This is a genomic window from Pseudomonas sp. PSE14 (assembly GCF_029203285.1).
Taxonomy (GTDB): domain Bacteria; phylum Pseudomonadota; class Gammaproteobacteria; order Pseudomonadales; family Pseudomonadaceae; genus Pseudomonas.
Genome location: NZ_CP115669.1, coordinates 2,235,814 through 2,256,368 on the forward strand (window position 1 = coordinate 2,235,814; position 20,555 = coordinate 2,256,368).

18 protein-coding genes are annotated in these 20,555 nt (G+C 65.4%); 5 read left to right on the forward strand and 13 right to left on the reverse strand.

The window, feature by feature from the left end; genetic code table 11:
• Positions 1-53: 53 nt before the first annotated feature.
• From O6P39_RS10500 to O6P39_RS10525, 6 genes are all read right to left on the reverse strand, one after another.
• Complete coding sequence (locus O6P39_RS10500) at positions 54-755, reverse strand: NIPSNAP family protein (RefSeq protein WP_275611275.1); 702 nt, start codon at positions 753-755, stop codon at positions 54-56.
• A gap of 14 nt (positions 756-769) precedes the next feature.
• Positions 770-1,834 (reverse strand): maleylacetate reductase, encoded by a 1,065-nt coding sequence (locus O6P39_RS10505; protein ID WP_275611276.1) that lies wholly within the window; start codon positions 1,832-1,834, stop codon positions 770-772.
• Positions 1,831-2,499 carry a dienelactone hydrolase family protein gene (locus O6P39_RS10510; RefSeq protein ID WP_275611277.1) on the reverse strand — a complete coding sequence of 223 codons (669 nt, stop codon included), beginning with the start codon at positions 2,497-2,499 and terminating at the stop codon, positions 1,831-1,833. Before O6P39_RS10510 ends, O6P39_RS10505 begins: the two co-directional genes overlap by 4 nt.
• 66 nt (positions 2,500-2,565) lie before the next feature.
• Positions 2,566-3,519, reverse strand: a complete 954-nt coding sequence (locus O6P39_RS10515) for a VOC family protein (RefSeq protein WP_275611278.1) — start codon at positions 3,517-3,519, stop codon at positions 2,566-2,568.
• 78 nt (positions 3,520-3,597) lie between these two features.
• Positions 3,598-4,380: a citryl-CoA lyase gene (locus tag O6P39_RS10520; protein ID WP_275611279.1), complete on the reverse strand. Its 783-nt coding sequence runs from the start codon at positions 4,378-4,380 to the stop codon at positions 3,598-3,600.
• Positions 4,377-5,876 (reverse strand): AMP-binding protein, encoded by a 1,500-nt coding sequence (locus O6P39_RS10525; protein ID WP_275611280.1) that lies wholly within the window; start codon positions 5,874-5,876, stop codon positions 4,377-4,379. The genes O6P39_RS10520 and O6P39_RS10525 overlap by 4 nt, the downstream gene beginning before the upstream one ends.
• Positions 5,877-6,033: 157 nt before the next feature.
• Here O6P39_RS10525 and O6P39_RS10530 point away from each other — a divergent pair, with 157 nt between their 5' ends.
• From O6P39_RS10530 to O6P39_RS10545, 4 genes are all read left to right on the forward strand, one after another.
• The gene (locus O6P39_RS10530; protein WP_275611281.1) at positions 6,034-6,804 is read left to right on the forward strand and encodes a GntR family transcriptional regulator; all 771 of its coding nucleotides are present in this window, start codon (positions 6,034-6,036) and stop codon (positions 6,802-6,804) included.
• Between the two features lie 356 nt (positions 6,805-7,160).
• Entirely contained in the window at positions 7,161-9,056 is a 1,896-nt protein-coding gene (locus O6P39_RS10535) for a DUF1302 domain-containing protein (protein WP_275611282.1), read from the forward strand.
• A 16-nt stretch (positions 9,057-9,072) separates the two neighbouring features.
• Positions 9,073-10,443, forward strand: a complete 1,371-nt coding sequence (locus O6P39_RS10540) for a DUF1329 domain-containing protein (RefSeq protein WP_275611283.1) — start codon at positions 9,073-9,075, stop codon at positions 10,441-10,443.
• Between the two features lie 144 nt (positions 10,444-10,587).
• Positions 10,588-13,122, forward strand: a complete 2,535-nt coding sequence (locus O6P39_RS10545) for a LuxR C-terminal-related transcriptional regulator (RefSeq protein WP_275611284.1) — start codon at positions 10,588-10,590, stop codon at positions 13,120-13,122.
• Here the strand turns inward: O6P39_RS10545 and O6P39_RS10550 are convergent.
• Entirely contained in the window at positions 13,119-14,153 is a 1,035-nt protein-coding gene (locus O6P39_RS10550) for an AraC family transcriptional regulator (RefSeq protein ID WP_275611285.1), read from the reverse strand. The two genes, O6P39_RS10545 and O6P39_RS10550, sit on opposite strands and share 4 nt — an antisense overlap.
• A gap of 119 nt (positions 14,154-14,272) precedes the next feature.
• Between O6P39_RS10550 and O6P39_RS10555 the strand changes: the two genes are divergently transcribed.
• The gene (locus O6P39_RS10555; RefSeq protein ID WP_275611286.1) at positions 14,273-15,856 is read left to right on the forward strand and encodes a choline dehydrogenase; all 1,584 of its coding nucleotides are present in this window, start codon (positions 14,273-14,275) and stop codon (positions 15,854-15,856) included.
• A gap of 167 nt (positions 15,857-16,023) precedes the next feature.
• Here the strand turns inward: O6P39_RS10555 and O6P39_RS10560 are convergent, their stop codons facing one another.
• The 6 genes from O6P39_RS10560 to O6P39_RS10585 all read right to left on the reverse strand — a co-directional run bounded on the left by O6P39_RS10560 (position 16,024) and on the right by O6P39_RS10585 (position 20,335).
• Positions 16,024-16,569: an arsinothricin resistance N-acetyltransferase ArsN1 family B gene (locus O6P39_RS10560; protein ID WP_275611287.1), complete on the reverse strand. Its 546-nt coding sequence runs from the start codon at positions 16,567-16,569 to the stop codon at positions 16,024-16,026.
• Between the two features lie 7 nt (positions 16,570-16,576).
• On the reverse strand, positions 16,577-17,278 hold the full coding sequence (arsH, locus tag O6P39_RS10565; protein ID WP_275611288.1) for an arsenical resistance protein ArsH: 702 nt from the start codon (positions 17,276-17,278) through the stop codon (positions 16,577-16,579).
• Positions 17,279-17,291: 13 nt separating this feature from the next.
• Complete coding sequence (locus O6P39_RS10570) at positions 17,292-17,762, reverse strand: arsenate reductase ArsC (protein WP_275611289.1); 471 nt, start codon at positions 17,760-17,762, stop codon at positions 17,292-17,294.
• Between the two features lie 28 nt (positions 17,763-17,790).
• Positions 17,791-19,074, reverse strand: a complete 1,284-nt coding sequence (locus O6P39_RS10575) for an arsenic transporter (RefSeq protein ID WP_275611290.1) — start codon at positions 19,072-19,074, stop codon at positions 17,791-17,793.
• Positions 19,075-19,095: 21 nt separating this feature from the next.
• The gene (locus tag O6P39_RS10580) at positions 19,096-19,443 is read right to left on the reverse strand and encodes a metalloregulator ArsR/SmtB family transcription factor (protein ID WP_275611291.1); all 348 of its coding nucleotides are present in this window, start codon (positions 19,441-19,443) and stop codon (positions 19,096-19,098) included.
• Between the two features lie 148 nt (positions 19,444-19,591).
• The gene (locus O6P39_RS10585) at positions 19,592-20,335 is read right to left on the reverse strand and encodes a class I SAM-dependent methyltransferase (protein ID WP_275611930.1); all 744 of its coding nucleotides are present in this window, start codon (positions 20,333-20,335) and stop codon (positions 19,592-19,594) included.
• Positions 20,336-20,555: the final 220 nt, after the last annotated feature.

A 20,555-nucleotide genomic window follows, 5' to 3' on the forward strand; every position in this document is an offset into this window, starting at 1 on the left:
CCCTCCGTACGGCGTCGGCCGGTACGGTGGCAGCGGCAGCGGTGGTGGCTGGGTCAGTGGGTGAACAGCGGCGACATGTCCGCCACCGGGGATGGCTCCAGCAGGCGCACGTCACTGGCGACGGTCAGGGGCGCCAGGCTGCGCAGGAAGCTGGTCCACGCGGGGGAGTGACGTAGCTGCTGGCGGTGTTCCATGAGCGCCGAGAGGTTGGGAAATCGGCGGTAGATCAGCACCTCGTTGAGTGTGCCGGCGATGGAGCTGAAGGCGGCGAACAGGCCGTTCAGTGCTACCGGATCATCGCCGAGGGCGTGCTGGCGGAATGCATCCCAGCAGGCAGGCACACCGCCGGCGGAGAAGCTCAGGGTGGTCTGCTCGACGAGGTTGTCGGCGCGGAACAAGGCGCCCAGGGCCGGCAACCAGTCCTGACCGTTGCCCCAGTGCGGGGTCAGCTCCGGCAGCGGCGCGGGGAGCAGGAACTTGCTCTCCTGGCGCGCGATCAGCGGACGGATCACCCGGAAATACGGCTGCAGGCGAGTCTGCCCATAGATGCCGTAGAGCCGGCTGTGCCAGTCCTCGAAACTGTCGTAGCGATACAGGCTGACGATCTGGTCCGTGGGGCCGCTGCGTGTGGCAAAGGCACCGATCAACCGTTCGAAGATCGGTCGCAGGCCCTGTTCGCCGCGTTCCCGTTGGGCCTCCCAGAACAACTCCTCGGCACCCAGGTGCAGGGTATAGGCACGGTACTCGATCAGCATGGCAGCCTCTGCACTCAGCGGGGTTCGGCGCCGTCGAAGGCGCGTTGCAGCAGCGCGCGCAGCGCCGTACGGTCGAGTGGGCGTGGGTTGGGGTAGGGCGCGGCCACGGCGAGGTCGGCAGCGTGGTCCAGACCATCGGCGGGCATGCCGATCTCGCGCAGAGAGCGGGGGGCCTCCAACTGGCGGCCAAGGGTGACCAGTCGGGCGATGCCATCCGTGCTGCCCAGCGCGCGGGCCAGCGCCTGCATTGCCTGTGGCGCAGCCTCGGCGTTGTAGGCCAGCGAGTGGGGCAGGATCACCGTGTGCAGCTCGGCGTGGGGCAGGTTGAAGCTCCCGCCCAGCACATGGCAAAGCTTGTGGTGCAGGCCCATCTGTACCCGGCCGAGTACGGCGCCGCAGAGCCAGGCGCCGTACAGCGCGTCGCCGCGCGCGTCGAGGTCGCCGGGGTCGCGCTGCAGTGCCGGCAGCGCGGCGGCCAGGGCGCGGATGCCTTCCTCCGCCATCAGCTTGTGCACCGGGCTGGCGTTGTGTGCATAGAGACCTTCGGCGGCGTGGGCGATGGCATTCATGCCGCTGCTGATGCTGATCGCCAGGGGCAGGCCAACGCTCAGCTCGGGATCGTAGATCACGGTGCGCGGAGCGACCTTCCAGTCGCGGCCGGTCTTCTTCTCGCCGTCGACGGTAATGCCGTACAGCGGGGTCATTTCCGAGCCTGCGTAGGTGGTCGGCAGGGCGAGGATCGGCAACGACGACTCCAGGGCGATAGCCTTGGCCAGACCGATGGTGGAGCCGCCACCGACCGCCACGCAGGCATCGGCCCCGATCTCGCGGGCTACCTCGATGGCCTTGCGGGCGGCGTCCAGCGGCACGTGCATCACTGCGCCGCCATACACTCCGGCGCTGCGTTCGCCGAGCAGAACGGCGATACGATCGCCCAGGGCGGTCTGGTCCGGGGTGGTCAGCACCAGGGCGCGGTGAGCGCCGAGTGCCTCGAGTTCAGTGGTGACCTGCTCGCGGCTGCCGCGGCCGAAGATCACTCGCGAAGCGGGCTCGTCATGAAGGAAGGCCTGGATACTCATGGTCTGGTTTCCTGATGCAGTGGCTCGGCGTCCAGCAGGTTGCGTGCGTAGCCGATCTCGGTGTCACGAATGCCGTGCTCGAAGGCCGGCTCGATATGCAGATGCACTTCGGCGCCGGCAGCGCGCAGCAGCGCCGCGCTTTCCTGCACGCTTTCCGGCGGCACATACGGGTCGTCATCCCAGCTCGACAGCAATACCGGCAGGTCGCGCAGGGCAGGTCGCCGGGTGTCGCGCGGCATGCCGGGCGGGCCGACCAGGCCGCCGGTGAAGCTCACCAGCGCGCGGTAGCGATGAGCGCTGCGCCAGGCGAACTCGCAGCACAGGCAGCCGCCCTGGGAGAAGCCCATCAGCACCTGGGACGAATAGGGAAAACCCTGCTCCACCAACTGCGCGGAGAGCTGTTCGAGGCGTTCCAGGGCCTGGGACAGGCGCGGCTCGTTGGCCTCCAGCGGCGCAATGAAGCGCTCCGGGTACCAGCTGCCGCTGTCCGCGGTAGGGGCGAACCAGGTCAGGTCGGCGCGGCCGAAGCGCTCGACGACCAGTTGCTGCATCAGCTCAGCCGACTGGCCGCGGTCATGCACGAGGATGACCGCCAGCCGCGCCTCGTGCGGTGCGGCGCCAAAGACCCTGACGGGTGGTTCGAGGTGAGGGTTGGGTAGTGCCATTGCGCGTCTCCGGGTTGCCGATCAGCCGTGGCATGGCCGCCAGCGCGGCGGCCGCAGGTCGGACCGTCAGTCGTATTTCAGCGATTCCAGCGAGGCGAGGATTTCGTCACGCTGATGGCGGAATTGCGGAGCGATCATGATTTCCGAGCCGAGGTTCTCGTAGCTCTCGTCGATCAGGAACGCTTCCGGCTTCGACACGGTGGCTTCGAACATCGCGCCACTGGGCGTACGCACGTAGATCGACTCGAAGTACCCACGGTCCTTGCGTTCGGATGTGTCGGTGAAGCCAAGGCCCTCCAGGCGGCGCTTGACGCTGTCCTGCACCTGATGGTCGGCGACCTGGAACGCGCAGTGGTGCACCGTGCCTTCACCATAGGACCAACTGGCCTGCGGAAGGCGGGACTCCAGGGCGAAGTCGACATACCGGCCGGAACCGCCCTCGCCGAACTGGAAGCGGGTGAACTTGCCGTCGCGTGCGGTTTCTCTGGCAGTCCAGGCGTCGATCATGAACTCCTGGGAGGACTCCATCGCCGGGGCGTTGATGACGATGGTGTGCAGGCCGCGGATCGCCAGTTCGGCCGGGACCTGGCCGTTGGAGTAGGGCTTGCGGTCATCGTCGGCGATGCCGATCAGCTCATAGGGAATGCCACAGGGGTGGGCGAAGCTCAGCACTTGCTCGCCGAAGCGCTCGCTGCGCTGGACGTCGAAGCCGTGATCGGCGAGACGCTTGGCCCAGAAACCGATGCTGGATACCGGAACCGACAGGCTGATGGTGTTGATCTGGCCGTTGCCGCGCTGGCCCTTGCGGCCGAAGTGGGCGACCGGGAAGCAGGTCAGCAGGGTGCTTTCCTCGCCGACGTCGTTGCCGTAGTAGAGGTGGTAGAAGGGTTTGGATCCGTCGTAGATCAGGGTCTTCTTGACGCTCTTGAGGGACAGGACCTTGGTGTGGAAGTCATAGTCCTGCTGGGCAGTACCCACGCTCAGGGTGATGTGGTGATGACGCTGAATTGCCTGGTTCATGATGGGGTTCCTCATGATTTTATTGTTGTCGGTGGCCAAGTCAGGTTGGTACTGCACACGAGGGCTTGGCGGTTTTCCTCAGTGATCGGTGGGGTGTTCTGCGGCGCTCATCGCCTGGTCGACCAGGTCCCAGATGAAGCGGCCCGAGGGATCGCGCTGCTCTTCGGCGATGTGTGCGACCAGTCCGGCGGCGCGGCTGAGTACGGCGAAGCCGCGCATCAGTTCCGCTGGCACGCCGATGTCGCCGAGCAGGGCGGCCACCGCGCCGGTGGCATTGATGGTGATGTGTCGCCCGGCGGCCTCGTCGATGGCGCTGGCCAGTAGCGTTAGCGCCTGGCAATGCTGGCCGAAGGTACCGGCCTGGACGGCCAGTTCGAGCAACGCTACGGCACGCGGGTCATCCGGCCGGTGCAGGTGGTGGCCGAAGCCGGGGACGGGCTCGCGCCGGGCACGGTGTTCGGCGGCGATGCGCCGAGCTTCGGCGGCCCCCTGCTCGCCGGCTTCCACGATCCTGCGCAACAATCCGGCGGCCGGCTCCATGGTCCCGACGAAACGGCTGGCCACGGCCAGCAGCCCGGCGGCTACGCCAGCCTGGAGATTTTCCGGGGAGCTCGAGTAGACCATTCGTGCTGCGATTACGCTGGGCGTCAGGCCGTGCTCCATCAGGGTCACCAGCACGGCGTCGACAATGGTCAGCTCGGCGGCGCTGGGGTGCCGGCCGAAGGTCTGGCGCAGGAACACTTCAACGAAGCTGGCCTTGCCGATCAGCTCAGTGACCAGGTTGGCGTCGCGATAGTGGATGGCGTCCGGTCCGTGGCTGCACAGGCGGGTGCGTGGGGTGGGGGTGTGCTGGCTGCTCATGATGCCTGGCTCGCTTTCAGGATGGCTTCGCGTACTGCGGGCTTGAGTACCTTGGCAACGGCGCTCTGCGGCAGCACGTCGAAGAAGTGGATGTGCTTGGGCGTTTTTACCGAGCCCAGTTCGCGCTTGACCAGGCCGATCAGCTCTTCGGCGCTGGCCTGCATGCCGTTGCGCAGGCGGACCGCTGCGTGCACCGCCTCACCCCACTTGGGATCGGCGATGCCCACCACCGCGCAGTCGGCCACCGCCGGGTGCGAGGAGAGCACGACCTCGACGTCGCTGGGATACACGTTGAAGCCACCGGTGATGATCACGTCGCGCAGGCGGTCGCGCAGGAACAGGAATCCGCGCTCGTCGAACACTCCGGCGTCGCCGGTGCGGAGCCAGCCGTTCACCAGGGTCTTGCGGGTTTCCTCCTCGGCGTTGAGGTAACCGCCCATCACCAGGTCGCCACGTACGGCGATTTCGCCTTCCTCGCCCGCTGGCAGCGGATTGCCCTCGGCATCGACGATGGCCACCTGGGTCAGCAGTGACGGGCGGCCGATGGAGGTGAGGTTGTCGCCGTGCATCTCCTGCGGCGGCATGAAGGTGATGATCTGCGGTGCTTCGGTTTGCCCATACGAGGTGCACAGCACCGGCCCGAATACCGCCTGCGCGGCGCAGATCTGTTCCGGCCGCATGGGGGCGCCGCCGTAGACCAGGTAGCGCAGGCTGGAAAGGTTGCGCGGTGCGTGGCGCTGCTCCTCGGCCAGGGATTGGATCAGCGTTGGCGGAGCGAAGAAGATCGTTGCCCGGTGCTGCGCCGCCGCATCCAGCAGCGCGGCAGGGCCGCTGCCGTCGGGGAAGACCAGCGCACCGCCGGCGCCGAGCAGCGGCAGCATGTAGGTGCCGGTGCCGTGGGTGATCGGCGCGGCGACCAGATAGCGGTCGTCCGGCGTCAGGCCGAGCTCATGGATCTGCGTGACGATGTTGGTGTTCCAGGCCCGTAGCGGTTGGATGACGCCCTTGGGCGTGCCGGTGGTGCCTCCGGTGAACTTGATGGCCTGGGCGTATTCCAGGGAAACCCCGGCCCGCGAGCGCGGCCCCATGGCGGGTTCGATGGTCGCAGGGGTGTTGCGGCGCAGCGCATCGAGCAGTTCCAGGCGTGCCGGGATGCCGGTCAGGCGTGGGGCCATCGCTTCGTCGGCGAGTACCAGGCTCGGCTCGGCGAACTCGACGATGCGGCGCAGTTCCGGATCGCCATTGCGCGGGTTGAGCGGCACCCAGACCTTGCCTGCAGCCAGTACGGCGAGCAGGGCGAGCAGATGGTCCACGCTGTTGGCCGCGGCAATGCCGACCCGGCTGCCGGGCAGCGGATCGAGGGCGGTCAGCGCCGAAGCACGGGCCAGCACGGTATCGGCCAGTTCGCGAAAGGTCAGCGAGCCGCTTGCGCCGATCAGCGCGGTGCGGTGAGGGAAACGCTCGGCCGAGCGCCAGAGAAAGTGAATCGGGTACATGCGGGCTCCTGCGGGTGGCGGCTGGTGATCCCAGGGCGAAAGCCGGAAGGGCTTCGTTGGTTCAAATGTTCGAACATTCGAATATTCATGTCAATGCCCTTTTGCCGCGTTATCATCGGAGGCATTCGATTGCCCTCCGAAAGGCCATGACCACGCCATGAAGACCTCGCACGACCTCGACGACGACGTGTTGAGCGCGCCCGCGCCACGCCACCTCGACCTTGCCCGCACGCTGATGCAGGACATCCGCAACGGCCAGCCGGCAGTCGGCGAACTGCTGCCGACCGAGGCGGAGTTGTGCGCCAAATGGGGGCTGAGCCGCTACACGGTGCGCCAGGCGATTCAGAAACTCTGCGCGCTGGGACTGGTGACGCGGCAGGCCGGGGTGGGGACCACCGTGGTGGCGAGCCGTCCGCAGTCGCGCTACACGCAGTCGATGGACAACCTTTCCGATCTGGTTCGTTATGCTCAGGGCACCCGTTTTCGCCTGACTGGCCGTCAGGACCTCAAGGCCGGGGCCGAGCACGCCCAGCTCCTGCGCGGTGCGGCCGGGGGGCAGTGGCTGCACCTGAGCGGCACGCGCTTGAGCGCTGATGACGCGGGTGAGCCGATTGCGCTGGTCGATATCTATGTCGATGCGGCTTATCGCGATCTGCCGGGAATCAGCCCGACCATGGATGTGCCGGTCTACACGCTGATCGAGGAGCGCTACGGCATCAAGGTCACCCGTGTCGAACAGGAGATCCAGGGTGTGCTGATTGAGGGCGCGGAAGCGGACGTGCTGCAGGTGCCCGACGGTTCGCCGGGGTTGCGTATCGTCCGGACCTATTTCGTTCGCGACCGGGTCATCGAAGTGACCACCGGGGTGCATCCGGCGAGCCGCTTCAGCTATTCGATGTCTTTCCAGTTGTCTTCAGCGGCGCCGTGATGGGCATTCGTGCCGGCCGCTCGCTGGCGATATCCGTTGTCGATTGCGATGTTTTTACCACGGTAAAGCGCGGATTCGGCGTTCACGGAACAGGACACTGAGACCCGATTTAGCGGCCTACCGGGATCGTCGTTGCGCAACTACCGTTACTGCCGTTGATGGCGGGAGGTAGTCGCGCGGCTTCCGTTCATCACCGCGATCCCCCGGTCTGTCAGCCCCGGTTTCGGGGCGTTCCGACACTGAAAAAACTGCCGCTCATACCTAAGTATGAGTTTTTGAATCCCTACTTCGTCGCTTACGCGATTCGCGCGCTCTGATTAGTTTTCCCGGGCCAACACCAACCACGGGAAAGCCGCATGACAACAACAACAGCGCGCGCCGGATTCAGACCTAATGCTCTTGCGCTGGCCATCGCATTTGGCTGCGTCGCTCAGGCCCAGGCCGCAACATTCAATATCGGAGAGATCGAAGGGACGTTCGACTCCTCGCTGTCCGTGGGGGCCAGTTGGGCGCTACGCGGTGGCGATCCCGACCTCATCGGGGTCAACAATGGCGGCAAGGGGCTGTCGCAGACCACCGATGACGGCCACCTCAACTTCAAGAAGGGCGAAACCTTCTCGAAGATATTCAAGGGCATCCACGACCTCGAACTCAAGTACGAAGACACCGGCGTGTTCCTGCGCGGCAAGTACTGGTATGACTTCGAACTCAAGGATGAAAGCCGTCCGTTCAAGGACATCGACGATAGTGGACGCAAGGAAGGTGCGAAGTCCTCGGGCGCCCAGATGCTGGACGCGTTCATCTACCACAACTACACGATCGCCAACCAACCGGGAGCGGTCCGCCTGGGCAAGCAGGTGGTCAGCTGGGGGGAGAGCACCTTCATCCTGAACAGCATCAACTCGATCAACCCGATCGACGTTGCCGCGTTCCGGCGCCCCGGAGCCGAGATCAAGGAAGGCCTGATCCCGGTGAACATGTTCTATCTGTCGCAGAGCCTGACCGACAGTCTTTCCGCCGAGGCCTTCTACCAACTGGAGTGGGACCAGACCGTCGTCGATAACTGCGGCACCTTCTTCTCCCAGGTCGATGTCGTAGCGGATGGCTGCAGCAACAATCTGCGCCTGCTCACCAACAACCTCGCCGCAGGCAAGGCGGTGAATGCCGCGCTGCCTGGTACGACGATGGATATCGACCAGAACGGCGAAGGCACTCTCGTCCACCGTAGGGCGGACCGCGACGCGCGGGACGGCGGCCAGTGGGGCATGGCCCTGCGCTACATGTTCGACCCGCTGAACACCGAGTTCGGCGCCTACTTCATCAACTATCACAGCCGTGCGCCGTTCCTCAGCGTCAGCGCTCCCTCGCAGAGCGTCTACAACGTGGCGGGACGAACCGGCGCCGCCGCGCCCCTGGTGGTTGCCGGGAACTCCAGCTACTTCATGGAGTACCCGGAAGACATTCACCTGTATGGCCTGAGCTTCTCGACGACGCTGCCCACCGGAACGGCGTGGAGCGGCGAGATCAGCTACCGACCCAATGCGCCGGTCCAGCTCAACACGACCGACCTGCTGTTTTCCGGCGTTGGTCCGCTGGCGGACATCAACCCGAAGGCTTATGCGGCATATGGCAATGCGTCGGTGCTGCAGGCCACTCCGGGCGGCGATCTGCACGGCTACCGCCGCAAGGAGATCACGCAGTTCCAGACGACCCTGACGCACTTCTTCGACCAGGTCATGGGCGCTGAACGCCTGACCCTCGTGGGAGAGGTCGGCGTGGTGCATGTCGGCGGGCTCGAGTCGACCCGCGACGCCCGTTATGGTCGCGACCCGGTGTATGGCCCCGGCCCGCTGCCCGCCACGGGCTCGGTCAATACCTGCCGTGCGCTCAACCAGACCACCATCTCCGGTGCCGTCGGCAACAACGACTACACCAACCTGACGTCCAACTGCGTGGACGACGGCTACGTCACCGCCACGTCCTGGGGTTATCGCGCCCGCGCGATCTGGGACTACAACAGCGTGTTCGCCGGGGTGAACCTGCGGCCGAACATCAGTTGGTCGCACGACGTCGACGGCTACGGTCCCAACGGCCTGTTCAACGAGGGCAGCAAGGCCATCAGCTTCGGCCTGGATGCCGACTACGCCAACACCTACACCACCAGCCTTTCCTATACGGACTTCTTTGGCGGCGACTTCAACACGTCGGTCGACAGGGACTTCGTCGCACTCAGCTTTGGCGTGAATTTCTAACGCAGAGGACCATGCAATGCAGACTCAGAAAATAGGCTTGAAATCCGGCGTGCTGGCCTTGTCGTTGCTCGCCGGCAGCGTGCTGGCCGCAGTCCCGGCGGCGGAAGTGGCGCAGCTCGGCGGCACCCTCACGCCGATGGGCGCGGAAAAGGCGGGCAACGCCGATGGCAGTATTCCGGCCTGGACCGGTGGCCTGCCGGTGAATGCCGGCGCAGTCGACGGCAAGGGCTTCCTGGCCGATCCGTTCGCCAACGAGAAACCGCTGTTCATCATCACCGCGGCCAATGCCGAGCAGTACAAGGCCAAGCTGACCGATGGCCAGATGGCGATGTTCAAGCGCTATCCGGACAGCTATCGGATTCCGGTGTATCCGACGCACCGTACGGCAGCGCTGCCGGACGACATCTACGCGGCGATCAAGACCAGCGCGGCGCGCACCGAACTGGTGGGCGGCGGCAACGGCCTGCAGAACTTCGACAGCCACTACTACGCCTTCCCGATTCCCAAAACCGGTGTCGAGCTGGTGTGGAACCACGAGACGCGTTACCGCGGCGGTAACATCCACCGTTACATCACCCGCGTACAGCCGCAGACCGACGGCTCGTTCTCCATGGTTCACTTCGAGGACGAGGTGTCCTACCCGTCGAACCTGCCGGACTTCGACAAGGCCAAGGGCGACAACATCCTCTTCTACTTCATCCAGCGCGTAACAGCGCCGGCGCGCCTGGCGGGTAACGTCCTGCTGGTGCACGAAACCATCGACCAGGTGAAGGAGCCGCGCCAGGCATGGCTCTACAACGCCGGTCAGCGTCGTGTGCGCCGTGCCCCGCAGGTCGCCTACGACGGCCCGGCAACCGCGGCCGACGGCCTGGCCACCTCCGACAACTACGACATGTACAACGGCTCGCCCGACCGTTACGACTGGAAACTGGTCGGCAAGAAGGAGCTGTATATCCCCTACAACAGCTACAAGCTCGACTCGCCGTCGCTGAAGTACGACGACATCATCAAGGCGGGGCACATCAACCAGGACCTGACCCGCTACGAGCTGCACCGCGTGTGGGAAGTGGTCGGCACGCTCAGGAGCGGTGAGCGCCACATCTATGCCAAGCGCCACATGTTCTTCGACGAGGACACCTGGCAACTGGCGGAAGTCGATCACTACGATGGCCGCGGCCAGCTGTGGCGCGTCGGGGAAGGGCACGCCCAGCAGTACTACGACCAAAAGGTGCCGGGCTACACCGCCGAGGCGCTCTACGACATCATCTCCGGCCGCTATTCGGTCATGGGCCTGAAGAACGAAGAGAAACAGAGCATCGTGTTCGGCGCCAAGGCCATCGCCGCGGACTACACCCCGGCGGCGCTGCGCCAGACCGGCGTCCGCTGAGCCGTTGTTTCACCGAGCAACTCCGTGTTGGGCGGCCAGTCGGCCGCCCTTTTTTCTGCCAGATCGTCGGCAAACCCGATACAGCCCCAGACACAAGCCGTAACATGGCCGCCTTTGCATTTACGGAATCCTGCGAGTAACGCCATGCCCACGGCGAATTTCCACACCGACCCGTGCCGCGCTCCCGCGTTGCCCTCCGGCTTTCTGCCACGCCCCCGCCTGAGTCAGGCCCTTCTTCTCGCTCCCTGCCGTTTGCGGCTGGTCTGTGCTCCCGCCGGTAGCGGCAAGAGCGTGCTGCTGCGCGAGTGCGCCCTGGCCCGTCCCGAGGGCGTGCGCCTGTTGTGGCTCGACCTGAAGGGGCTGACGCTGGATGAGCCCGCGCTGCTCAGGCTGCTGGCGACCGCGCTGGGACTGGAGAGCAGCGAGACAAGCGCCGTGCTCGCCTGCCTGGCGCGGCAGCAAGGCCCACTGTGGATCATGCTCGATGACCTGTCGCGGGTGGCGGACGTACTGCTCGACCGGCTCCTCGATCTCCTCTTGCGCGCTTCGCCGCCTGCTGTGTCCTGGTGGATCGCGAGCCGCCGCCGTCCCGCCTGCAAGCTGGAGCGGCTCCTGCTGGAAGGGGAACTCTTCGAGCTGGGCGCCGACGACCTCGCCATGACTGCCACCGAGCTGAGCGAATTGCTGGGCAGTCTCTACGGCGAGGTACCGCTCGCCACGGTGCAGTCATTGATGTCGCAGACCGATGGCTGGTTCGCCGGCATTCGCCTGCGCCTGCACGGGCGCGACCCCGGCCAGCCGCCGGAAGCCGCCCAGGGCAATGCACTGGTGCGTCGCTATCTGGAGCAGGAAGTCCTCGCCGAGCTTCCGGACGAGTTGCGCCAGGCGCTGTGCAAGCTGTCCTGCCTGCAGGACTTCGATGCGTCGTTGTGCGAGCACGTGCTCGGCGTCGGCGAAGGCAAGCAACTGCTGCTGCAACTGCTGGATGCCGGCGTGTTCATCGAAACCCTGGATGGCGACCAGGGCCTGCACCGGGTGCGGCCCGCCGTGGGCAGCATCCTGGCGGCGGAAGTCGCGCAGAGCCTCAAGCGCGCGCTGTACCGCCATGCCTGCCAGTGGGCCGCCGGACGTGAGCAGGTGCGCCAGGCCATCGACTATGCGCTGCTCGCCGACCAGCCGGAGATCGCCGCGAGTCTGTTGCAGCACTTCACCCGCGACCGGCTGCTGCACGGCAGCCAGATGGCGCGGGTACTGCGTTGGCGGAGCCTGCTGCCCGACGAGCTGATTTCCAGCACGCCACGCCTGCTGATTCTCAACTCCTGGGCGCTGCTCATCAGCGGCAGGCTCGATGAGGCCGAGGTGTGTGCCGCGCAGTTGCAACGCTTCCTGCCACAGCCGACGGCGCGGCGTCAGCGTGAGCTGCTTGCCCAGTGCCAGGCCCTGACCGGCAAGCTCGAATATCACCGAGGCAAGTTCGAGACGCCGCACATGCGCGAGGCCCTGGAGCACTTGCCGGAGTCCGCCTGGGCCCAGCACGTCATCCTGCTGACGGCGCTGATCGAGGTGGAGATAGTCGACGGCAGGATCGAGACCGCGCAGCAGTTCCATCGCAATGCCATCAAGCTGGCTCGCCGCCACGGCAGCCGCGTGCTGGAAGCCGTGCTGCTCCTGCAACAGGTACAGCTGCTGGAAATGCGTGGCGAGCTCCGGGAAGCGCTGCGCCTGGCCGAGCAGTTGCACCAGGAACTGAGCGCGGAAGGCAAGGGGGAGGCCAACCCCCTGAGTGGCCGGACACGGCTGCGGCTCGGCGCCTTGCTGACCCGCCTGGGACACTATGCTGACGCCCGTGGACACTATGAGGCCGGGCTGCAGGAGTGCCTGGACTGCGAAGACCCGGCAGCCTCCTGGGGATACATCGGCCTGGCTGAGCTGGACGCGATGCACAATGTCCCCGCGCGGGCCCATCTGCGCCTGGCCGATGCCGAACGGCTGCTGCAATTCCGCAATATCACCGAGCCGCTGTATCAGAGCCTCCTGTTGCTTGGCTACGCCCGCTTGTGGATCCAGGAAGGCCAGGCCAGCCGCGCTCGCACGGTGCTGGAGGGCTGTCTGTTGCAATATTCCGGCGCCGAACCCAAACGGCCTCCCTATGGCAATCCCGAACTGGTTCAACACCTGCAACTGGCATTGGTCCATGCACGTCTGGCGGCGGGCGAAGAGGTCAGCGAAATCTTCGAGGCCATGCTCGGGGAGGCGCAGCGGCAGGAGCGTCGCGCCTTGGCCGTGGAGCTGTGCTTCGGTCTGGCGGAGGCGCTCTACGCCAAAGGCCAGCAGGGCCGCGCGCAGCGAGCGCTGCTCGACGCCATGGCGCTGTCCCGGCAGATCGGCATGGCCAGCGCGGAGTATGGCTGCAGCCTCCGCAATCCTGGCCTGGTGCGCTGGGGCAAGGAAACCTTGAGGGCCGACGACCAGCAGGCCGGCGCGGTGCTGCTCAGCCCGCGCGAGCTGTCGGTTCTGAAGATGATCGCGCAAGGGCTGTCCAACCAGGACATCGCCGAGCAATTGTTCATCTCGCTGCACACGGTCAAGAGCCATGCGCAGAAGATCAACGCCAAGCTGGGCGTGATGCGGCGCACCCAGGCCATCGTCCGGGCCAAGGAGCTGGGGCTGGTGCGCTAGCGGCGAGGGGAGCTGGGTGCGTCGGTGCCGTCGAGTAGCCGGCGGCGCACAGCGCGCGGCGTGTCGTTGAACCAGCGGCGGCAGGCGCGATTGAAGACGCTCTGTTCGCTGTACCCCAGCAGGCCCGCCACCTGGGACATCGGCATGTGGCGCTCGGCAAGATAACGCTCCGCACATGAGCGCCGAGCCTGTTCGAGCAGTTCCTCGAAACCGGTTCCCAGTTCGGCCAAGCGCCGTTGCAGTACCCGCTCGTGGAGGCCGAGCTGCTCGGCGATCAGCGCAATGCGGCAGCGCTGGGTCGGCAACGTCCGCAGGACAAGATTCTCCACCTGGCGCACCAGGCCCTCCGGAGTCTGGGCATCGAAGGGCCGGAGGTAGTCCAGCAGCACACGGTGCAACTGTGGATCCTGCTGTTGCACCCGCATTTCGAGTTGTTCTTCGCTGAGGACCAGGGCGTTGCATTCCTGGCTGAAGTACGCCGCTGTCTTGAAGTAGCGCCGGTATCGCGCCGGTGGCAACGAGCCCGCGCCAGTGAGCAGCACGGAGCGCGCGCCGAACTGGCTGCCGCACAGCAGCTTCATGGTGTTGTATCCCACGCCCAGCGCCAGTTCCTGCATCTGCCGCCGTCGCGCGGGGCCGGGCAGGCGGATCTCGATCACGAGCCGCGGTGCATCGCGGTCGGCGCGTTCGAGCTGCACATCGATGCCAGGGCTGTGGTAGCCGATGAACCTGGAAACCTCCTCCAGCGCCTGGCCGACCGTCGCCGAGTTGCGGGCGATCAGTGCCACCGGGCCAAGCACCTGCAAGTCCTGATATTCGGCCATGCGCAGGCCCAGATCGGGGCAGCCCAGCTCGTTTGCAGCACATTCGAGGATATCGACCAGGGAGCGCAGCGGGACCCGTGCCTCGTCGTCTTCAAGTGCGCGCGGATCGATCTGGAAGCGCCGGAGCAGTTGATCGATGTCCCCGCCCAACTGCTCGACCAGTTGCGGCAGACCAATGAACGAGGTGGTACGGATGAGGGCAGTCACAGTCGTTGAAAGTCAAAATAAAGTCGTCAAAGATCAATTAATGTGCGCCTTGCCGGAGAAGAATTCCAGATCTCTGCGCTGAGTCCGTCTGCCCGGCGCGCATTCCGAGAAGAACAATTATGGAATTCGACTACATCATCGTTGGCGCCGGCTCGGCCGGCTGCGTCCTGGCTAATCGTCTGAGCGCCGATCCATCGGTGCGGGTGTGTCTGCTGGAATCCGGCGGCGAAGATACCTCGCCGCTCATCCATACTCCGATTGGTGTCGCGGCGATCCTCCCGACCCGGCACGTCAACTGGGCGCTGCAGACCGTCCCCCAGCCCGGCCTGAATGGCCGCACCGGATACCAGCCGCGCGGAAAGACCCTGGGGGGCAGCAGCTCGATCAACGGGATGATCTACATCCGCGGCCACCGCAGCGACTATGACGACTGGCAAGCCCTCGGAAACCCCGGCTGGTCGTACGACGATGTGTTGCCTTACTTCCGCAAGAGCGAGGGGAACCATCGGGGCGGGAGCGACTTTCATGGCGCCGACGGAGAGCTGTACGTCGGTCGCGTGAAGGCGCATCCGGTCACCAATGCCTTCCTGGACGCGGCCGAGCAAGCAGGGCACCCGCGTAACCCGGACTTCAATGGCATCGAGCAGGAAGGGGTGGGGCACTACGATGTGACCATCCGAGACGGCCGCCGCTGGAGCACTGCCAGCGCGTTCCTCAAGCCCATTCGCGAGCTTCGCGGCAACCTGACCGTCATCACCGGAGCCCACGCCCAGCGCATCCTGCTGCAAGGCAAGCGTGCCGTGGGCATGCAGGTCTCCGTCAAGGGCGAACGCCTGGAGATCAAGGCCCGCAAGGAAGTTCTGCTGAGCGCCGGAGCCTTCGGAAGTCCGCACTTGCTGATGCTCTCGGGCATCGGCGCGGAGGCGGAGCTCAAGCCTCACGGCATTGCGCTGCAGCACGAGCTGCCAGGGGTAGGGCAGAACCTCCAGGATCACCCGGACATCATCGCCTGCTACAAGAGCCACGACACGTCCTTGCTGGGTATCTCCGCCAGAGGCTCGGTGCGGATGGGCAAGGCATTCAGCGACTATGTCCGGCACAAGACCGGCACGTTCGCGAGCAACTGCGCCGAAAGCGGAGGGTTCCTGAAGACCTCTGCGGACCTGTCACGCCCGGATATTCAACTGCACGCCGTCATCGGGCCGATCGATGACCACGGCCGCAAACTGCACTGGGGGCACGGCTTCAGCTGCCACGTCTGCGTGCTGCGGCCGAAAAGCATCGGCAGCGTTGGCCTGCTGTCGGCAGATCCCTTTGCAGCGCCGCGCATCGACCCGAACTTCCTCGGCCACGACGACGACGTCAGCACCTTGCTCAAGGGCTACCGCATGGTGCGGGACATTGCCGGCCAGGCCCCGTTGGCAAGGTACGGCTTGAAGGACATCTATAGCCGGGATCTTTCCAGCGACGAGCAATTGATCGAGCTGCTGCGCAACCGAACCGACACCGTCTACCACCCGGTCGGCACCTGCAAGATGGGGAGCGACGAGATGGCGGTGGTCGACCAGCAGTTGCGCGTACGCGGGATCGAGGGGCTCCGGGTCGTTGACGCCTCCATCATGCCCACGCTGATCGGAGGCAACACCAACGCTCCCTCCATCATGATCGCGGAGCGCGCCGCGGAGTGGATCGTCGCGGCGTAAACGCGGGGAGCCCTGAGGCGAGGTGGCCGATCGCTTGTGAAGGATCGGCCCTGTGCGCAGGTCCGCCGGGACTGGAGCGGGCGAAGTGGCCTGGTGACGACTCGCCTGCAGTTGTGCGCGTGGCGGGCCTCATTTTCCGAGCGGCTCTACCGACCCAAAGCAAACGTTCAGCCAGTGATGTCCGCGTATAGGCGAGGCTCACTGGGCGAGTTGCTCTGGGTACCGAGCTCCAGGCGCCAGTAGCCCACGTCGTGCCAGCGGCCCAGCTTGAAGCCAACCTGCGGGAAGGTGCCGATGTGCCTGAAGCCCAGCTGCTCGTGCAGACCGACGCTGCCGGCGTTGGGCAGGGCGATGCCGGCATAGGCGGCGTTGAATCCTTGCCGGGCGAGGATGGGAAGCAGCTCGGCATAGAGGCTGCGGCCAACGCCCGTGCGGCGCTCGCTCTCCGCGATGTAGACGGTGACGTCCACTGCCCATCGATAGGCGGCCCGTGCCCGATGCTGGCTCGCGTAGGCGTAGCCGACCAGGTGGCCGTCCCGCACGGCAACGAGATACGGATAGGTCCGCAGGGTCGAGACTATCCTCTGCCGCATCTCTTCCACGGTCGGCGGCACTTCCTCGAAGGAGATCGCCGTGCCGGTCACGACCGGGGCGTAGATGGCCTGGATCGCCGAGGCGTCCTCGGGGCGAGCTTCCCTGATTTCGATGGGCATGGAGACCTCAGATCGAGCGTTGATTGACGCGGGCGGAGAGTTGTTCGGCGCTTTCCTTGCGCTCCGAATAACGATCCACCAGGAACTCCTGGCGATCACGCAGCAGCAGGGTGAACTTCACCAGCTCTTCCATGACGTCGACCACTCGATCGTAGTACGGCGACGGCTTCATGCGTCCCGCGTCGTCGAATTCCAGGTAGGCCTTGGGTACCGAGGACTGGTTGGGGATGGTGAACATGCGCATCCAGCGGCCGAGCACGCGCAGCTGGTTGACCACGTTGAACGACTGCGAGCCGCCGCAGACCTGCATCACCGCCAGGGTCTTGCCCTGGGTGGGACGGACGGCGCCGAGTGCCAGGGGAATCCAGTCGATCTGCGCCTTGAAGACAGCGGAAAGGGCACCGTGGCGCTCCGGGGAGCACCAGACCTGGCCTTCCGACCACTGCACCAGGTCACGCAGCTCCTGCACCTTGGGATGCTCCACGGGCACGTCGTCGGGCAGCGGCAGGCCGGACGGATTGAAGAGGCGCGTCTCGGCGCCGAAGTGCTCGAGCAGGCGCGCGGCTTCTTCCACCAGCAGACGGCTGAAGGAGCGCTCGCGGGTCGATCCGTACAGCAACAGGATGCGCGGTTTGTGCTCGCTGGTACGGGTTGCCGCCGGCGGCAGGTCGAACAGCGAAAGGTCGAGATTGGGCAGTTGCTCTGACATGGGGTCCTCCTGCTCAGAGAGCGCCAATGCGATCCAGCTCGCGCTTGAGTTCGTCACGGCCCAGGGTGTCGAAGGGAAGTGCGAAGAAGGCTTTGCAGCGCAGTTCGATCCGGCTCAGCGTGGCGCGGAAGGCTGCGTCGATGGACGCCTCGTCGCCTACGACATCGGATGGGTCTTCCAGTCCCCAGTGGGACTTCAGCGCGGGGCCGAAGTACAGGGGGCAGGCTTCCCCGGCGGCCTTGTCGCAGACGGTGATGACGATATCCGGCGGATTGCCTTCGAAGGCTTCATTGCCCTTGCTGCTCAGGCCCTCGGTGGAAATGCCGGCCTGCTCCAGGGTGGTGAGGCTGCGCGGCAGCACCTTGCCCTTGGGAAAGCTGCCGGAGCTGATCGCCTCGAAGCCTTCCGGAGCCAGATGGTTGAACAGCGCTTCGGAAAGGATGCTGCGGCAGCTGTTGGCCGTGCACATGAACAGGACTCGCATGGAGGTCTCCTCCGCTTGTTGGCGGACGTCAGAGGCTCAGGCGCAGCGCCAGGGCCGAAAGGGTGATCAGTAGAACAGGCAGCGTCAGGAGGATGCCGACCTTGAAGTAGTAACCCCAGGTAATGTGCATGCCCTTGCGATCCAGCACATGCAGCCAGAGCAGCGTGGCGAGGCTGCCGATGGGGGTGATCTTCGGTCCGAGGTCGCAGCCGATCACGTTGGCGTAGATCATCGCCTCGCGCACCAGCCCCTCCGCGCCGCTGGCCTGGATCGACAGGGCACCGACCAGCACGCTGGGCATGTTGTTCATCACCGAGGACAGCAGCGCCGACAGCAGGCCCGTACCAATGGCGGCGCTCCACAGGCCATGCTCGGCGAGGCGATCGAGCAACTGGGTCAGGGAGTCCGTGAGGCCGGCGTTCTTCAGGCCATACACCACCAGGTACATGCCGAGGGAGAAGATCACCACCTGCCAGGGAGCCTCGCGCAGCACGCGGCGGGTGGAGATGCGGTGGCCGCGAGCGGCGACGGCAAAGAGAATCGCCGCGCAGACGGCGGCCACGGCGCTGACCGGGATGCCCAGCGGTTCCAGCGCAAACAGGCCGACCAGCAGCACCAGCAGCGTCCACCCGCCGACGATGAAGGTCGCGCGATCGTGAATGGCCGCTTTCGGCTCCTTCAGCGCATCGAGCGCGTACTGCCGTGGGATGTCGCGACGGAAGAACAGGAACAGCACCAGCAGCGTGGTGGCGACGCTGGCGAGGTTCACCGGCACCATCACCGAGGCGTATTCGGCGAAGCCCAGGCCGAAGTAGTCGGCGGAGACGATGTTCACGAGATTGGAAACCACCAGCGGCAGGCTCGCGGTATCGGCGATGAAGCCGGCAGCCATGACGAAGGCCAGGGTCGCGGCGGGTGAGAAGCGCAGCGCGAGCAGCATCGACATGACGATGGGCGTGAGGATCAGCGCCGCACCATCATTGGCGAACAGCGCCGAGACGGCCGCACCGAGCAACACGCAGAAGGCGAACAAGCGGTAGCCGCTGCCGTTGGCCCAGCGCGCCACGTGCAGCGCGGCCCACTCGAAGAAACCGGCTTCATCCAGCAGCAGGCTGATGATGATGACCGCGATGAAGGTGGCAGTGGCGTTCCAGACGATGGCCCACACGGTCGGGATGTCCTGCAGGGAAACCGCGCCGGCAGCCAGGGCGATGATCGCGCCCAGGGCGGCGCTCCAGCCAACGCCAAGGCCCTTGGGTTGCCAGATGACCAGAGTGAGGGTGAAAACGAAGACAGCAATGGCGACCAGCATGAAGAACTCGCTCGATGAAGATCAGCAGCAGGCGGCATCACGGACGGGGCGGCCGTCCATGTTCTGCAGGCGGAGGGTGTTGTCGGCCAACCATTGCGCGTTGGCCTGCAGGGTTACCTGCAGCATCTCGAGTACCCAGGCGGGCAGCTCCGGATTGAGGCGGTAATACACCCACTGGCCCTGGCGTCGATCCAGCAGCAGGCCATTGCTGCGCAGTTGCGCCAGGTGGCGGCTGATCTTCGGCTGGCTGTCGTCCAGGGCGCACATCAGCTCGCAGACGCAGAGTTCGCCCAGGCTGGCGATGAGCAGGGTGGCGCGGGCGCGGGTCTCGTCAGCCAGGCTCTTGAAGACTTCAGGCGGAGTGATCATGGCTTCACCTTCACATATGGATAATCGAATATACGAATTTCCATATGTTTGGCGCAAGCACATTGGAATCGTGCTCGTCTCCAGCCGGCTTCTGCCCCTTCACGGGCAGCAAGCATGGCTGACGAGCAGGAGAGGTGCGGGCCGGTTCTCAGCGCTTCACGCAGACAAACAACGCATTCCCGGACGTACCGCCCCAGGGCGTGATCCGTTCGTAGTCATGCTCGAAGACCTGCACTTCGAAGTTCGGCTGCAGCAGCTCCTGCAGTTCGGTGAAGCTCAGGGCGACCATGGCGTGTTCGTCCTGCCAGGCCTGGGTCACGCCCGCGGTGGTCTTCTCGATGCTCAGGCGCAGCGCCTGCCGCTCGCCTTCGCCGCTGTAGTACCAGCCGGAACCGAAGGTGAAGTGGCTGCCCTCGTGCTCCACGCTATGGCGCACGAACGAGCGGTTGTCGATCTGCCGCTTGTCCACGCTGTTGAAGCAGAACACGCCGTTGTCCGCGAGCGCTTCGTGCACGCTGGCCAGGCACGCCCGCAACTGCGCAAGCCCTGCGTTGTAGTGGATCGAGTAGAGGAAGCAGGTGATCAGGTCCAGCGGCTCGTCCACCTGGAAGTCCGCCATGTCCTGCCGACTGAAACGTGCCTCGGGGCAGCGCTGCTGGGCGATGTCCAGCATGGGCTGATTGATGTCCAGGCCGGCACTGCGGTAGCCGAAGTCGAGGAAGTGGCGCACGTGTGGGCCGGTGCCGCAAGCGAGGTCCAGGTGCCTGCGCCCCTGGTTGCCGAACAGCTGGTGCAGCCGGCGCACGCAATGGCTCTGCGCCTGGTAGTCGATGTCGGCGCACATCAGGTCGTAGTAGGCGGAGAGGTCGGTGTACAGCGCGTTGGAGGACATGGGCGGCCAGAGGGGTCGACGGCGCCACATGTTACCTCAAGCCGAGCGCTCCTCGGCGAAATCCGCGTTCCCCTGCTCGTGCTGTTCGACGCGAGGGTTCACGCCCACAAATTTCGTTGCTCAGCGGCAACAAAAATCCTCGTTTCGCAGGAAGCCGGCGTGAGATTTAATGCGCCCCGCAACCATCTTCTGGCCGCCTCCTTTTGTGAAGTTGACCTTG

What these genes read in the sequence shown, in the direction of transcription:
- O6P39_RS10500 (WP_275611275.1), bottom strand. Translation starts at nt 755, where the DNA reads ATGCTGATCGAGTACCGTGCCTATACCCTGCACCTGGGTGCCGAGGAG.
- O6P39_RS10505 (WP_275611276.1), bottom strand. Translation starts at nt 1,834, where the DNA reads ATGAGTATCCAGGCCTTCCTTCATGACGAGCCCGCTTCGCGAGTGATC.
- O6P39_RS10510 (WP_275611277.1), bottom strand. Translation starts at nt 2,499, where the DNA reads ATGGCACTACCCAACCCTCACCTCGAACCACCCGTCAGGGTCTTTGGC.
- O6P39_RS10515 (WP_275611278.1), bottom strand. Translation starts at nt 3,519, where the DNA reads ATGAACCAGGCAATTCAGCGTCATCACCACATCACCCTGAGCGTGGGT.
- O6P39_RS10520 (WP_275611279.1), bottom strand. Translation starts at nt 4,380, where the DNA reads ATGAGCAGCCAGCACACCCCCACCCCACGCACCCGCCTGTGCAGCCAC.
- O6P39_RS10525 (WP_275611280.1), bottom strand. Translation starts at nt 5,876, where the DNA reads ATGTACCCGATTCACTTTCTCTGGCGCTCGGCCGAGCGTTTCCCTCAC.
- O6P39_RS10530 (WP_275611281.1), top strand. Translation starts at nt 6,034, where the DNA reads ATGAAGACCTCGCACGACCTCGACGACGACGTGTTGAGCGCGCCCGCG.
- O6P39_RS10535 (WP_275611282.1), top strand. Translation starts at nt 7,161, where the DNA reads ATGACAACAACAACAGCGCGCGCCGGATTCAGACCTAATGCTCTTGCG.
- O6P39_RS10540 (WP_275611283.1), top strand. Translation starts at nt 9,073, where the DNA reads ATGCAGACTCAGAAAATAGGCTTGAAATCCGGCGTGCTGGCCTTGTCG.
- O6P39_RS10545 (WP_275611284.1), top strand. Translation starts at nt 10,588, where the DNA reads ATGCCCACGGCGAATTTCCACACCGACCCGTGCCGCGCTCCCGCGTTG.
- O6P39_RS10555 (WP_275611286.1), top strand. Translation starts at nt 14,273, where the DNA reads ATGGAATTCGACTACATCATCGTTGGCGCCGGCTCGGCCGGCTGCGTC.
- O6P39_RS10560 (WP_275611287.1), bottom strand. Translation starts at nt 16,569, where the DNA reads ATGCCCATCGAAATCAGGGAAGCTCGCCCCGAGGACGCCTCGGCGATC.
- arsH (WP_275611288.1), bottom strand. Translation starts at nt 17,278, where the DNA reads ATGTCAGAGCAACTGCCCAATCTCGACCTTTCGCTGTTCGACCTGCCG.
- O6P39_RS10570 (WP_275611289.1), bottom strand. Translation starts at nt 17,762, where the DNA reads ATGCGAGTCCTGTTCATGTGCACGGCCAACAGCTGCCGCAGCATCCTT.
- O6P39_RS10575 (WP_275611290.1), bottom strand. Translation starts at nt 19,074, where the DNA reads ATGCTGGTCGCCATTGCTGTCTTCGTTTTCACCCTCACTCTGGTCATC.
- O6P39_RS10580 (WP_275611291.1), bottom strand. Translation starts at nt 19,443, where the DNA reads ATGATCACTCCGCCTGAAGTCTTCAAGAGCCTGGCTGACGAGACCCGC.
- O6P39_RS10585 (WP_275611930.1), bottom strand. Translation starts at nt 20,335, where the DNA reads ATGTCCTCCAACGCGCTGTACACCGACCTCTCCGCCTACTACGACCTG.